The sequence below is a fragment of the uncultured Tissierella sp. genome, from assembly GCF_902479755.1.
GTDB classification, from domain to species: Bacteria; Bacillota; Clostridia; order Tissierellales; family Tissierellaceae; genus Tissierella; species Tissierella carlieri.
On record NZ_CABSQO010000020.1, the window covers coordinates 46,457 to 61,807 of the forward strand.

The 15,351-nt window shown below is 30.6% G+C and carries 14 protein-coding genes and 1 other RNA gene; 14 read left to right on the forward strand and 1 reads right to left on the reverse strand.

The annotated features are described in order from the left end of the window. Nucleotides 1–48 precede the first annotated feature (48 nt). The 14 genes from RDK80_RS11650 (at nt 49) to rnpB (ending at nt 13,842) form a co-directional block, all read left to right on the forward strand. The gene (locus RDK80_RS11650; protein ID WP_216561261.1) at nt 49–468 is read left to right on the forward strand and encodes a cytidine deaminase; all 420 of its coding nucleotides are present in this window, start codon (nt 49–51) and stop codon (nt 466–468) included. After that, nucleotides 461–1,345: a GTPase Era gene (era, locus tag RDK80_RS11655; protein WP_216561259.1), complete on the forward strand. Its 885-nt coding sequence runs from the start codon at nt 461–463 to the stop codon at nt 1,343–1,345. Before RDK80_RS11650 ends, era begins: the two co-directional genes overlap by 8 nt. Before the next feature lie 13 nt (nt 1,346–1,358). Next, the gene (gene recO / locus RDK80_RS11660; RefSeq protein WP_216561257.1) at nt 1,359–2,099 is read left to right on the forward strand and encodes a DNA repair protein RecO; all 741 of its coding nucleotides are present in this window, start codon (nt 1,359–1,361) and stop codon (nt 2,097–2,099) included. Between the two features lie 338 nt (nt 2,100–2,437). Further along, on the forward strand, nt 2,438–3,325 hold the full coding sequence (gene glyQ / locus RDK80_RS11665; RefSeq protein ID WP_216561255.1) for a glycine--tRNA ligase subunit alpha: 888 nt from the start codon (nt 2,438–2,440) through the stop codon (nt 3,323–3,325). Further along, nucleotides 3,318–5,396 (forward strand): glycine--tRNA ligase subunit beta, encoded by a 2,079-nt coding sequence (gene glyS, locus RDK80_RS11670; protein ID WP_216561253.1) that lies wholly within the window; start codon nt 3,318–3,320, stop codon nt 5,394–5,396. Before glyQ ends, glyS begins: the two co-directional genes overlap by 8 nt. A 76-nt stretch (nt 5,397–5,472) precedes the next feature. Continuing rightward, nucleotides 5,473–6,066 carry a helix-turn-helix transcriptional regulator gene (locus tag RDK80_RS11675; RefSeq protein WP_308524375.1) on the forward strand — a complete coding sequence of 198 codons (594 nt, stop codon included), beginning with the start codon at nt 5,473–5,475 and terminating at the stop codon, nt 6,064–6,066. 13 nt (nt 6,067–6,079) lie between these two features. Then, nucleotides 6,080–6,907 (forward strand): pyruvate, water dikinase regulatory protein, encoded by an 828-nt coding sequence (locus RDK80_RS11680; protein WP_094899514.1) that lies wholly within the window; start codon nt 6,080–6,082, stop codon nt 6,905–6,907. A 145-nt stretch (nt 6,908–7,052) separates the two neighbouring features. After that, a complete protein-coding gene (locus tag RDK80_RS11685; protein WP_094899516.1) occupies nt 7,053–8,069 on the forward strand; it encodes a deoxyguanosinetriphosphate triphosphohydrolase in 1,017 nt (338 codons plus the stop codon). Between the two features lie 98 nt (nt 8,070–8,167). Continuing rightward, nucleotides 8,168–9,991, forward strand: a complete 1,824-nt coding sequence (dnaG, locus tag RDK80_RS11690) for a DNA primase (protein WP_094899518.1) — start codon at nt 8,168–8,170, stop codon at nt 9,989–9,991. A 5-nt stretch (nt 9,992–9,996) separates the two neighbouring features. Next, entirely contained in the window at nt 9,997–11,148 is a 1,152-nt protein-coding gene (gene rpoD, locus RDK80_RS11695) for an RNA polymerase sigma factor RpoD (protein ID WP_094899520.1), read from the forward strand. A 57-nt stretch (nt 11,149–11,205) separates the two neighbouring features. Further along, nucleotides 11,206–11,901: a class I SAM-dependent methyltransferase gene (locus tag RDK80_RS11700; protein ID WP_094899521.1), complete on the forward strand. Its 696-nt coding sequence runs from the start codon at nt 11,206–11,208 to the stop codon at nt 11,899–11,901. Next, nucleotides 11,891–12,682, forward strand: a complete 792-nt coding sequence (locus RDK80_RS11705) for a Nif3-like dinuclear metal center hexameric protein (protein ID WP_094899522.1) — start codon at nt 11,891–11,893, stop codon at nt 12,680–12,682. The genes RDK80_RS11700 and RDK80_RS11705 overlap by 11 nt, the downstream gene beginning before the upstream one ends. An 18-nt stretch (nt 12,683–12,700) precedes the next feature. Then, nucleotides 12,701–13,408 (forward strand): zinc ribbon domain-containing protein, encoded by a 708-nt coding sequence (locus tag RDK80_RS11710; RefSeq protein ID WP_094899523.1) that lies wholly within the window; start codon nt 12,701–12,703, stop codon nt 13,406–13,408. Between the two features lie 46 nt (nt 13,409–13,454). Beyond that, nucleotides 13,455–13,842: RNase P RNA component class A (rnpB, locus tag RDK80_RS11715), an RNA gene on the forward strand. 222 nt (nt 13,843–14,064) lie between these two features. On the opposite strand, the gene RDK80_RS11720 is transcribed toward rnpB, so the two are convergent. Then, nucleotides 14,065–14,976 carry a tyrosine-type recombinase/integrase gene (locus tag RDK80_RS11720; RefSeq protein ID WP_308524356.1) on the reverse strand — a complete coding sequence of 304 codons (912 nt, stop codon included), beginning with the start codon at nt 14,974–14,976 and terminating at the stop codon, nt 14,065–14,067. Between the last annotated feature and the right edge of the window lie 375 nt (nt 14,977–15,351).

The window sequence follows — 15,351 nt, forward strand, 5'->3', positions numbered from 1 at the left end:
AAATACCCTTTGGATATGAATTTTGAATTGATAAAGAGGAGGTATTCTGTGAATACAAGGGAATTAATAAAAAAAGCTTTAGAGGCTCAGAAAAAGGCTTATGTGCCATATTCTAATTTTCATGTTGGTGCAGCATTACTTACAGAAAATGATGAAATATTTACTGGTTGTAATATAGAAATAGCATCCTACTCACCTACTTTATGTGCAGAGAGAACTGCTATCTTCAAGGCTATATCAGAAGGTCATAAAAAAATTAAAGCTATAGCAGTAGTTGGAGATGCAGATTTTACTTATCCTTGTGGAGTTTGCAGGCAGGTAATTAGAGAATTTGGCAAGGATGCTATAATAATTATAGCTAATTCAGAGGACGAATATAGAGAATATAAATTAGAAGAACTGCTACCACATAGTTTTGGACCAGAAGATTTAGCGGATGCAGATACTAGGAGTGAAAAAAATGTATAAATCAGGATTTGTTGCAGTTATAGGAAGACCAAATGTTGGAAAGTCAACGTTACTAAATCAAGTTATAGGGGAAAAAATATCTATAATATCAGATAAACCTCAGACTACAAGAAATAAAATTCAGCTTGTATATACCGAAGAAAATTGTCAGATAATTTTCCTTGATACACCAGGAATACAAATGCCTAAAAATAAACTTGGTGAATATATGCTAAAAGTATCAAAAAGTACTTTAGAAGAAGTAGATGTTGTTACATTTATGATAGATGATAGTATGGAAATTGGACCTATGGATAACTTAATAATAGAAGATTTAAAAAAGATATCTACTCCAATAGTATTATTAATAAATAAAACTGATAAGCTGAACGAAGGACAGATATTAGAGTTAATAGATAAATATAGGAAGATGGAAATGTTTGAAGAAATAATACCTATATCTGCAATGAATAATACTAATATAGATAGATATATAGAAGCATTGAAAAATAAACTGCCAGAAGGTCCCCAGTATTTTCCAGAAGACATGATAACGGATCAACCTGAAAGATTTGTTATTGCTGAAATTATAAGAGAAAAGGCTCTTTTAAATTTAGAAGAAGAAGTGCCTCATGGAATTTATGTAGAAATAGATGGAGTCAAAGAGAGAGAAAATAAAAATATTATAGATGTATTTGCAAATATCTATTGCGAGAAGGAATCTCATAAAGGTATAGTAATAGGAAAAAATGGAGCTAAATTAAAAGAAATTGGTCAAAATGCAAGAATGGATATAGAGGCACTTTTAGGTAGCAGAGTAAATCTTCAACTTTGGGTTAAGGTAGAAAAAAATTGGAGAGAAAGAGATAACAAGGTAAAATACTTTGGTTATAAATAATTAGGGGAATTATATGTTAAAAACAGAAGGAGTAGTACTGAGGGAACTAAGATATAGAGACACATCCAAGATACTTAGTGTATATACAAAAAAATATGGAAAGATAGCAGTGATGGCAAGGGGAGCTTATAGGCCTAAGTCTCAGATTATAGCCAATACTCAGCCTTTTTCATATAATGAATATCAATTATATAGGGGTAAAAATTTTTTCTACCTTAATCAAGGAGATATAATAGATTCTTTTTATTCCATAAGAGAGAGAATAGAGAGAGTCACCTATGGATATTATATGCTTGAGTTAATTGATAAATCAATACCGGAGGAACAAGAGAATGAAAAGCTTTTCAACCTTCTAATAAAAGGTTTGACAGTCTTATCTTCTTTAGAGAATGATTATTTAAAATTTATCGCAGCTTATGAACTTAAATTTATATCCTTCTTAGGATATAAACCTTATTTGGATAAATGTGTTTTATGCGGCTCTTTTAATAAAAATAACATCAAATTTAGTATTTATGAAGGTGGGATAATCTGTGATAATTGCTTTGTCACGGACCCATTTAGTATACAAGTGAATAAGGAAATATATAAAGGGATGTGTGAACTTTTATATACATCACTGGAAAAAATATCTGACGTTGTTATTTCTAAGGATTCCCTTTATAAAATACATGAGATGATAGTAGAATATATATTGTATAATATAGATAGAAAAAAATTTAATAGTTTAAATTTAATCAAATCATTACAATAATTATCCTTTAGAATAGCTGTTTCTTTATAATAACAGTATATTTTGAAATACTATATACTTGACAATAAAATCAATTTTTGCTAAATTAATAATCATACAAAATGCATTACTATACGATGAGGAAGAAAATATCGATTGTAATTATTTAAGAGAGTCTAGAATGGTGAGAGCTGGACATAATTACTATTGACGAAAGGCACTTCGGAGTATACTTTATTAAGTGAATACTCTTTAGGGAGTATTAAATAGGGTGGAACCGCGGAAGTTAACCTTTCGTCCCTATGTGGGATGTAAGGTTTTTTTGTTGCCACTAATCGTAAAAATAAGGAGGTTTTTATATGTATTTTCAGGATTTAATGCTGAAATTACTAGACTACTGGGGAAATAAAGGATGTATAATATTAGAACCTTATGATGTAGAAAAGGGTGCGGGAACAATGAGTCCTCATACCTTTTTAAGGTCCCTTGGACCAGAACCGTGGAAAGTAGTATATGTGGAGCCTTCCAGAAGACCTGCAGATGCTAGATATGGTGAGAATCCAAATAGAGTTTATCAGCATCATCAGCTTCAAGTTATACTTAAACCATCGCCAGAAGAAGTCCAAGAGATGTACTTAGATAGTTTAAGGGTAATAGGTATTGATCCGCTTAAGCATGATATTAGATTTGTTGAGGATAATTGGGAAGCTCCAACTTTAGGGGCCTGGGGGCTGGGATGGGAAGTATGGTTAGATGGAATGGAAGTTACTCAATTCACATACTTTCAACAAGTGGGTGGTATTAACTGTGAACTGGAATCAGCAGAGTTAACCTACGGTCTAGAAAGAATAGCCATGTATTTACAAGATGTAGACAATATATTTGATATAAAGTGGAATAAAGATTTTACCTATGGAGATATTTTCAATAAGGCCGAATATGAACATTCAGTATATAGCTTTGAAAAAGCGGATATTGAAACTCTAAAAGGGCTATTCAATACTTATGAAGAAGAAGTAAAAAAGATACTAGACGACGGTCTTGTATTACCAAGCTATGATTATGTCCTTAAATGTTCCCATACATTTAATGTATTAGATGCAAGAGGAGCCATATCTGTATCGGAGAGAACAAATTATATAGGAAGAGTAAGGAATCTAGCAAGGATAGTTGCAGCAAAGTATATTGAGCAAAGAAAAGAAATGGATTATCCTCTATTAAAGAAGGAGGGTCATGATAATGAGTAAGAACTATTTGCTAGAAATAGGTGTTGAAGAACTGCCAGCAAGATTTGTTGGAGATGCTTTAGAACAATTACAAACCAATACTTCAAACTTCCTCAAGGAAGAAAGAATAAGCTATAATAGTATGAAAGTTTATTCTACACCAAGAAGATTAACATTGATAGTTGAGGGACTAGAAGATAAGCAGGAAGATTTAAAAGAAACAGTAAAAGGGCCAGCTAAAAAAATAGCATTTGACTCTGATGGAAATCCGACAAAAGCATTGCTGGGATTTATGAGAGGTCAAAACATAGATATAGCATCTATTTATGTGGAAGAGCATAATGGGATAGAATATGTTTATGCAGATGTTGTTAAAGAGGGCAAGGAAATAGAAGAAATATTAAAAGGAAATATACCTAATATAATTAAGTCTATTAATTTCCCTAAGTCTATGAGATGGGGAGGCAAAAATATAAGATTTGCTAGACCAATTAGATGGTTAGTTTCATTATTAGATGATAAAATTGTATCTTTTGATTTAGAAGGCATAGAAGCCTCTAATATTACAAAAGGTCATAGATTTTTAGGCAGCAATAGAATAGAGTTAAATAATGTTGATGAATATGTAGAAGCTTTAAGGAAAAACTTTGTCATAGTAGATCAAGAGGAAAGAAAAGATATTATTAAATATGGATCTGAAAGACTAGCAAAAGAAAAAGGCGGCAACTTACAACAAGATGAAAATCTATTAGATGAAGTAACTAATATAGTAGAGTATCCTACACCAATGATAGGTAGAATAAAAGAAGAATATTTATCTTTACCAGCAGATGTAGTTATAACTCCTATGAAAGAACATCTAAGATTTTTCCCTGTGTTAGATGATAAGAAAAGGCTGTTACCTTATTTTATTACAGTAAGAAATGGAAATGATGATTTTATAGAAACTGTTATAAAAGGAAATGAAAAGGTACTCGGTGCTAGACTAGAGGATGCTAGGTTTTTCTACATGGATGATGTAAAAAGACCATTGGAGTCTTATGTAGATGACCTTCAAAGAATAGTATTTCAGGAAAAACTAGGGACTTTATATGACAAGACTAAGAGAGTACAAAACCTAGGAATAAAGATAGGAGAGTATCTAGAAGTCGGAGAAGAGACTGAAAGAAACATAGAAAGAGCAGGGTATTTATCTAAGGCGGATTTAGTTACAAAAATGGTGAGTGAATTTACAGAACTTCAAGGAAAAATGGGTATGGAGTATGCAAGATGTTCAGAAGAAAATGAAATAGTTAGTTTAGCTATTTTTGAACAATATCTACCTAGATTTGCTGGAGATGAACTTCCAACAACTACTGCTGGTTCAGTTCTTAGTATAGCAGATAAGATGGATACTATTTCTGGATTATTTGCCATAGGTATACATCCAACAGGTTCTCAAGATCCTTTTGGCCTAAGAAGACAAGCGTTAGGGATTATAAATATAATATTAGACAAAAAACTAAACTTATCTATAAATGAATTGGTAGAAACAGCCCTTTATTTTTACGTAGAAGTAAATGGATTGGCCTTTGATTATAACAGGGTTAAAGATGAAATAATCGAATTCTTCAGTGGAAGAATAAGAAATATGTTTATGGATATGGGCATTAGATATGATATAGTAGAAGCAGTAATTAGTACAAATACTGATGATATTTATGATATGAAAATAAGGGCTAATAAATTAAATGAATGGTTAAAGAAAGAAGGTTTATCAGAGATATTATCAGCATTTAATAGAGTTGCAAATCTAGCAGAAAAAGCTATATCTGATGAAGTTCAAAGAGATTTGCTTACAGAAGATGAGATAGAATTATATGAAAGCTTCAACAATGTAGAAGAAAAGATAAATAGTTCGATTGATAAGAAAGAATATGATAAGGCATTAGATCAATTAGTAGTATTAAAAGAACCGATCGATAAATTCTTTGATAAAGTTATGGTAATGGTAGATGATGAAAAGATAAGAAATAATAGACTAGGTTTATTAAAGAAAATATACGATACTATGTTGCAAATTTGTGACTTATCAAAGATAGTTAATAAATAGTCCACTACTTACAAAACTGAAGTAGCAGGGATATTGGGGGGAGATCACTATTCAACTAAATGAGAGACAAGAAAAAATAGTAGATATAGTTAAAAGGAGTCAACCAATTACATCTGAAGCCATTGCAAGTGAACTGAAACTTACAAGATCAACCCTGCGACCAGATTTGGCCATCTTGACTATGTCTGGAATACTAGATGCAAGACCAAAGGTTGGATATTTTTACACAGGAAAAACTAGCCTATCTTATATTTCTGAAAAGATAAAAAACATAAAAGTATCTGATGTAAAATCTGTTCCTATAGTAGTAGATGAATCTACAAATCTCTATGATGCAATAGTGCTAATGTTTTTAGAGGATGTAGGATCTATATATGTTACTTCTAAAGGTTTTTTATCAGGTGTCGTATCGAGAAAAGACTTTCTTAGAAATGCTATGGGGGGTATGGATTTAAATAAGGTTCCTATAGGGATGATTATGACAAGGATGCCTAATATTGTGTATGTAGAACTAGAAGACAGTGTTTTAAATGCTGCAGTGAAATTAATAGACCATGAAATAGATAGTTTGCCTGTAGTGGAAGAAGATGAAAAAAACTATAAAGTAGTTGGCAGAATAACAAAAACAACAATAACAAGGTTATTTGTAGAATTGGGTAAAAATGATTAAAGGGGGTAAGGTTATGGACAAAAGCTTAACAATTTATGTACTATCAGATTCCATAGGGGAAACGGGAGAATTGTTATCTCGTGCAGCTTTAAGTCAATTCAATTCAGGAAGATATGAAGTAAGAAGATTCCCCTTTATTACAGCTGAAGACCAGATAAATGAGATATTTGAAGAAGCTAAAAATGAACCGAGTGTTGTAATTTATACTATAGTAATAGAAAAGTTAAAAAACTTTATAAGTGCCAAGGGACAAGAATTTAATATTCCAACAGTGGACTTGATGACACCAGCTTTAAATGCAATTGAATCAGTTCTTGAATATCAGCCTAAAAGAGAGTCAGGGCTAATTAGAAGATTGGATGAAAATTATTTTAGGAAAGTTGAAGCAGTTGAGTTCGCTGTAAAATATGATGATGGTAAAGATCCTAGGGGAATAAAGAAAGCAGATATTGTATTAGTTGGAATTTCTAGGACATCTAAAACACCTTTGAGTATGTATTTAGCTCATAAGAATTTTAAAGTAGCTAATGTGCCTTTAGTACCAGAAGTTCCAGCTCCAAGTGAATTATTCTTAAAAGATAATAGAAGAATAATTGGGCTTGTTGCTAATCCAGTAAAACTAAATGAAATTAGACAAGAAAGATTGAAGGCATTAGGCTTAGATGATAATGCAAATTATGCAAATGTAGATAGAATAAACTTAGAATTGGAATATTCTAAGGAAATAATGGAAAAACTAGGATGTATAGTAATAGATGTATCATATAAAGCAATAGAAGAAACTGCTGGGCTTATAATAGACTATATAAAGAAAAACTTCGGAGATAGAATCTTTGAATAGAAGTGTTAAAGATAGCACTTCTATTTTATTTGTGAAATACTTAAAAATATTTAAAAAATATTTAATATAAAAGAAGGATTATTAAAACTTATGTTGTATATATATATTAAGAATAATTTATCAGTAAATATAAAGGGGTATATATATGAATATAAGATTAAGAACCGAGGAAATAGAAAAAAATAATTTATCCCAATATGCTATGCATAGTCAAAATTCTAAAGGAAGAGAAAAATTTGAAGAAAAATGTGATATAAGGACTGACTTTCAACGAGATAGGGATAGAATAATCCATTCTAAATCTTTTCGAAGATTAAAACATAAGACCCAAGTCTTTATTGCTCCAGAGGGAGATCATTTTAGAACAAGACTTACTCATACATTAGAGGTGGCTCAAATAGGGCGAACATTGGCTAGGGCTCTAAGGCTAAATGAAGATTTAGTTGAGGCCATAGCACTGGGACATGATTTAGGACATACGCCATTTGGGCATACTGGAGAAAGAGTATTAAATAAATTGCATCCAAAAGGTTTTAACCATAACGAACAGTCCATAAGAGTTGTAGATTTTTTAGAGCATAAGGATGATAGAATAGGATTAAATCTCACCTATGAAGTGAAAGAAGGTATAAGGAAGCATTCTGGTGATGAAAAATCACAGACATTGGAAGGACAAGTCGTTAAATATGCAGATAGAATTGCATATATTAATCATGATATTGATGATGCTATTAGGGCAGGAGTTATAAGAAAGGAAGATTTACCTGAGGAATGTGTAGAAATATTGGGAAAAACTCATGGTGAAAGAATAAATACTATGATTTTAGATATAATTAAAAATAGTATGGAAAAAAATACTATAATAATGAGTGCAGATGTTGGGGAAGCAACTAACGCACTAAGAAACTATATGTTTCAAAATGTATACCTTAATCAAGATGCAAAATCAGAAGAATCCAAAGCAGAATATGTTTTAGAACAACTATATATATATTATTTAAAAAATATAAATACACTGCCAGAAGAACATTTGAAAATCTATAAGAATATGCACTCGGAGATAGAAGATATTATTTGTGATTATATTGCAGGAACAACAGATAGATATGCAGTAAATCTCTTTAATAATATTTTTATACCAAAACCTTGGCAAAAATATTAAAAAAAAGAAGGATTTTTGATATTTATGTCGAATATATCTTATAGTGAAAAAATATTATAATAAATAAATTTTGGTAGGTGAGATATTCAGGTGATAATATGACGGGTTATATAAATGATGAAACAATTGAAAAGGTACGAGATGCTGCAAATATAGTTGATATTATTTCAGACTATATTCCACTGAAAAAATCAGGTGGAAATTATGTAGGATTATGTCCTTTTCATAATGAGAAGACACCTTCTTTTACAGTTTCAGATACAAAGCAATTTTTTCATTGTTTTGGCTGTGGAGAGGGAGGAGATGCTTTGGCTTTTATAATGAAAAAAGAAAACTTAACGTTCCCTGAAGCAGTTAAGTTTTTAGCTGATAAATTGGGAATTACTGTGGAAGAAGAAACTCCTAGAAATGAAAAGCTATATCAAGACAGAGATAGGGGTTATGATATTAATAGAGAAGCTGCTAGATTTTTTTTCAGCAATTTAACTAAAGAGAAAATTCCGTTATCCTATCTATATCAAAGAAAAATAAACAACAAAGTTATAAAACAATTCGGTTTAGGCTATTCTCTAAATAAATGGAATTCTTTGCATAAGTATCTTCAGGATAAAGGATATAAAAATGAAGAAATAGAGAAACTAGGGCTAATTGGTAAAAAAAACAATAGTGATGAATATTATGATAAGTTTCGAAATAGGATTATGTTTCCTATAATTGACACTAAAGGAAGAGTTATTGGATTTGGTGGAAGAGTTTTAGACAATTCGATGCCAAAATATTTAAACTCTCAGGAAACTTTTATATTCAATAAAGGAAATCATCTCTATGGATTGAACTTGGTCAATAAACTTTCAGATAGAAAGAGGATCATATTAGTAGAAGGATATATGGATGTAATTTCATTGTTTAGTAAGGGGATTAATTACGCAGTAGCAAGCCTTGGAACAGCTTTAACTGAAAGACAAGCAAAGCTGCTAAAAAGGTATGGGGAAAATGTGTATATCTGTTATGATTCAGATCAAGCGGGAATTAATGCTACAAATAAGGCGATTCAAATACTCTTGAAAGAAGGAATCGAACCTAAGGTAGTAACACTAGGGAAATTTAAAGATCCAGATGATTTTTTAAAGGAGAATACTATAGAAAAATTTGAAAATAGATTAAACGAAGCTCTCAACTATATAGATTTTAGAATACATGTTAATAAACAAAAATATAATATTAACGAGGCAGAAGGCAAAATAAAATTTACAATTGAAATAGCCAAAATAATAAAAGAACTAAAGTCTCCAATAGAAAAGGATGTATATATAAACAAAATTGCTGCTGAAATGAATATTTCAAAAGAAGCAATACAGAAAGAAGTATTTGGCAATAATATAAAAGGTGTAGAAAATAAAAATTTTAAAGAGAAGCTTACTATTTCTCCAGTTAGAACAATATTACCATCAGCAAGTCTTATTGCTGAGATTGACTTAATAAAATTAATGATTTTTGATAAAGAGTATTTTGATATACTAATCAGGGAGGTTTCTTTGGATGAATATGAGAATTTAGAATGTAGAGAAATCTTGAAGATAATGATAGAATTATACCAGAAAGCTGAAGATCTGGATGAAGACTTATTATATAAAAGGGTAAAAGAGTTACCAGGTATTGATACTGGATTACTTAGCTTGATCTTCGAAAGACCAATAAACTTTCTGCCTGAGAATATAGATCAGATGATAAAAGATCTAATAACCACATTAAAAATTAACAAACTAGAAACTAAGAGAAATAATATAAAAAAAGAGATTGAAGAATTAGAAAGAAAGAGTGTCAGGAATTCTAACGAGGATGAACGATTTCTTAAGCTGTGTATAGAACTAACTAATTTAAACAAAGAACTAAACCTCATGAGATATGAGGAAGGGAGGTAAACCAGTTGGACGAATTAAATAAAGACAATGAAAAAACAAATATGGCGAGAATAGAAGCAGTTAAGAAATTGATCGCTAAGGGAAAAAAGGAAGGGATATTAACATATAGTGAATTAATAGATAGTTTAGAGGAGATATCTTTAGATGCAGACCAGATAGAAGAGGTTTATCAGAGTTTGGAAAGTATGGGAATTGAAGTAGTAGGAGATAAAGAAGATAGCTTGTTGCTAGAAAAAGATGACATTGATGACGATATGGATGATGATATTGATAAGGAAGATTTAGATGAAGTAGATATAAAAGAAGATTTATCAGTACCAAAAGGCATCAATGTAGATGACCCAGTTAGGATGTATCTGAAGGAAATTGGTAAAATACCTTTATTAACAGGAGATGAAGAGATTGAATTAGCTAAGAGGATGCAAGAAGGTGATGAAGAAGCAAAAAAACAACTTGCAGAGGCTAATCTTAGGCTAGTAGTTAGCATTGCAAAGAGATATGTAGGTAGAGGTATGCTTTTCCTAGATTTGATCCAAGAGGGCAATCTAGGACTTATGAAGGCAGTAGAAAAATTCGATTATAAAAAAGGATTTAAGTTTAGTACCTATGCAACATGGTGGATTCGTCAAGCAATTACAAGAGCTATAGCAGATCAAGCTAGAACTATTAGGATACCTGTTCATATGGTTGAAACAATCAATAAATTAGTTAGAGTACAAAGACAACTAGTGCAAGAACTAGGAAGAGATCCTAGTCCAGAAGAAATAGGTAAAGAAATGGGTATGGAAGTGGAAAAGGTTAGAGAAATAATGAAAATAGCACAGGAACCAGTTTCTTTAGAAACTCCTATTGGTGAAGAAGAAGATAGTCATTTAGGAGACTTCATACCTGATGATGAGGTACTAGCTCCTGCAGAAGCAGCTACATTTACAATGCTTAGGGAACAATTGATTGATGTATTAGATACTTTGACACCTCGGGAGCAAAAAGTATTGAGGCTTAGATTTGGTTTAGATGATGGTAGAGCTAGAACCCTTGAAGAAGTTGGTAAAGAGTTTGAAGTTACAAGAGAAAGAATTAGACAAATAGAAGCTAAGGCTTTAAGAAAGTTGCGTCATCCAAGTAGATCTAAAAAATTGAAGGATTTTCTAGAATAATAAAGATTCGCTTAAGCGAATCTTTAATTATACTTTTTGGAAAGGAAGAAATAAGAGATGAAATTATCAGAAAGATTACTAACCCTAGCAAATCTAGTACCTAAAAATTCCATAGTAGCTGATATAGGCACAGATCATGGATATATACCAGCATATTTAATAGAAAATAAGATATCTAAAAAAGTGATAGGGACAGATATATCTAAGGGTTCATTAGATAAAATAATAGAATATGTAAAGGAATTAGGATTTGAAGATAAAATTGATAGCAGATTAGGAGATGGACTAGAGGTAATTAAACCCTATGAGGTAGATACTGTAATTATTGCAGGAATGGGAGGTTTACTTATTAGGGATATCCTTGAAAAACATAAGGAAATATCAAATTCTATAATTGATTTTATATTGCAGCCTATGGTAGCTGCTAAAGAATTAAGACAATATCTAATAGAAAATAATTTTGAAATTATAAAAGAAGAGTTGGTAAAAGAAGAAAATAAATATTATGAAATAATCCATGCAAAAAAAGGTAAAACATTTATAGAAAAGGAAATCTATTATGAGATTAGTCCAATTTTAATACAAAATAAGCATCCCTTATTAAAAGAATATATAGAAGTTAAGATGATTGCAGCTAAAAAAATTTTAAAGGAAATAGAAGGTATAGATACAGAAAAATCTAAAGAAAGATACCTAATCTTAGAGAAAACTATAAAGGAATATGAGGAGGTTCTAAGGAAGATTGAAGGCTAAAGAAATAATAGAGTTAATGAATGATTGGGCATTGCCGATACTAATAGATCATTGGGATAATACTGGCTTTCAAATAGGCGATGAGAATAAAGAAGTAAATAGAATCTTAGTTGCTTTAGATTTGGACATGGAAGTTTATGAAAAAGCAGTAAAAGAAGACTTCGATATGATAATAACTCATCATCCACTTATATTTAAGCCAATTAGCAGTATAACTACATCGAACTATAAGGGAAAGCTTATACATGATTTAATCAGGAATGAAATAGTAATATATAATGCTCATACAAATCTAGATCAAGCTGAAAATGGAGTTAATGATGAGTTGGCAAAGCTCTTAGAACTCTGCAATCCTACGGCATTAAAGCTGAGCAACCTAGACTTTGAATCATCATATGGATATGGAAAGGTAGGTGATATAAAGGAAATTGAGTTAGTAGATTATATAAAACAGATTAAAGAAAAACTAAACACAGATAGCTTGATAGTATACGGTAATCAAGAAAGAAAGATTAATAGAGTTGCCATTTGTGGGGGTAGTGGATCAGAATTTATCTATGATGCATATAAACAAAAGGCATGTATTTATATAACAGGGGATATAAAATATCACGATGCACAACTAGGTGCTGAACTAGGACTTACTATTATAGATGCAGGGCATTATCATACAGAAAAGGTTATATTGCCTGTTATAAAAGAATATTTAGAGAAAGAAAAAAATTGCAATATTTATGTAGAAATATGGGAAAGGCCAAGTCCATTATATAAAATATATTAACCTTAAGGGAGTGAGAATATGGAACAACTAGATTTATTGAGGAATTTAGAGGAGCACCATAATTCACTTAAAGTATATCAAAAGGAATTATTCAATTTAAAAAATGATTCAATGGTTAACAAAACCGAAGAAAAGATACTAGATACTGAAGAGAAGCTTTCAAGGCTTAAATCCAGCCAAGAAAAGATTAAAGATAGATTAAAACAATCAAATACAAGGTTAAAAGATTATAATTTCAAGATTGAAGAAATAGAAAATAACTTATATAAAGGACAAATAACTGATTTAAAACAGCTTGAATACTTAAATGATGAAAAGGATAAACTAAAGGAGATAATCAGTGATACAGAAACCGAAATAATAGAGTTTATGGATGAAGTAGAAAATATAGATGAAGAACTGTTAGTCATCGAAAGGTTTCTTGAAGATATTAAAAATAAAAATAATGAGTTGAAAAGTAAATATAAAGATTTAGAAGAAGGTCTAAAAGATAAGATTAAGTCGGAAGAAGATGAAATTATAGCATTAGAAAGTAAAATTGACGTAAATCTATTAAACAAATATAATATGATCAGAAAGAATAAAGGAACAGGAATGGCTGAAGTGAAAGATACAATATGTTCTGGTTGTAATATGCTAATCCCTACAGTTTTAATAGATAGATTGAATAACCAAAAGGAACTGATTTATTGTGAATGCTGTGGTAGAATATTATGTAAACCATAGAAAATATATCCTTTGCACATTTTGACGATTTGTGGTATATTATATACGAGTAAGTTGGATGGTCGCGTGTGGTAACACATGAGGAAAGTCCGTGCTCCATAGGGCAGGATGCTGGATAACGTCCAGTGGGGGTGACCCTAAGGATAGTGCAACAGAGATATACCGCCAGAACTCTTTCTCGGCATTTGCTTGGACTGTAGTGAAATAATCCATGGAGATTATCTGGTAAGGGTGGAAAGGCGAGGTAAGAGCTCACCAGCATTTAGGTGACTAAATGGCTCTGTAAACCCCATCTGGAGCAAGACCAAAAAGGAACATAAAAGGTGGTAGCCCGCTGCCGTTCCAATGGTAGGTCGCAGGAACCTATCGGTAACGATAGGTCTTAGATAGATGACCATTTAAACAGAACACGGCTTATATGATTTACTCGTTTTAGTAAATCGGAAACCTAGCATTTTGCTGGGTTTTCGTCATTTTTTGACCAAAAGAAAATTGACTTATAGTCTGGTGTAAAAAACCGTGTTATGAAATTGAGGTACTATATATCCCATCAAGCTTGAAACCTTTGTACTGATTATAACTAAAGACTAATAGAAAAGCAACTGAAAAATAAATGTTATAATAAATAAAAACTCCCTTCATAGGGAGTTTTCTTATTAACCAAATAAACTAGCTACATCATCTAAATCTGTAGGAACAAGATGAGTATAAATATTTAAAGACCTTAAATCCTTATGACCAGTGTATTTTGCTATTTTATCAAGAGGAACATCTTTCTTTACAAGAAAAGTTATGAAACTATGTCTGAATGTATGTCCAGTTATTTTAAAGTCTTTTTTAAGACCTGATTTTTCAACGTACTTATTAATTAAATCATTATAAGCATCTTTCTTTATGTTGAAAACATTAGGGGTGTGTTCTGTCAGTGAAAATTTATAATCAATTAATGCTTGTTCTAAACTTCGAGCTAGGGGAACATTAGACCAGTTCTTAGTTTTTTGATGTTTTATTAATATTTCTTTTTTGCTAAAATTAATATCCTTCCATTCTAAATCTAAAACACTACTTCGTCTGCATCCTGTTGTTCTTAACAGTTCTAGGATTGCCAGATCTCTTAACTTGTTTGCAGTTCTGTCTTTTTTTACAGCATCTATTATCATTTTAAGCTCTTCTTCATCTAAATAATTTGGAATGTTTATTTCTTTTGTTTCTGAATATGTTATATTTCTACACCTTTGAAAGGTGAAGTTCTTTACAAAGTTTTTTTTAATATAATTGTAAAATTCTAAGTAATCAAAAAAGACTTTGATACTATCAAATTTACGATCTACAGTGCTTTTTTTATATTCCCTATTTTCCATTTTTTCAACAAGGAAGTTTCTATATGAAATTATATGAAAATTTCTTATTGTATCTATATAAACGACACTAGGATAATTATCTTTCATAAAATTCTTAAATATTTTCAAATCACCTAAATAGGCTTTTGCACTTGATTTTGTTATTCCTTTTATATTTAAGTATATCGGAAATTCTTCTATTGCTTGTTTTAATGTAATTTTTTTCATTACTATCTTCCTTTCATTGTTTAATAATGAAAAGATAACAATTAATAAAATATACACTTCCATTAAAACGGAATGATAATTATTATATATGTTCATAAATTTAAAAAACTATAAGATTATTATAAAAACTTTATAAAATATCTTATATTTTATAAATATAGGCATATAATCATAATAAAGATAAATAAAAAAGATCGGAAAATAAAAGGAGTAGAGTAACTTTACAGTTCTCTCATTGGAATTCATAATGGAAGGAAGTTTTAAAGATAGGATTTTTAACTGTTATGGATTTTTATGGGTAGGAGCTGAAGGTGAAATACTCCTTTTTTTGTTTGTCTAGAATTATAAAGGGAAAAGAGAAACTAAAAAACAAAT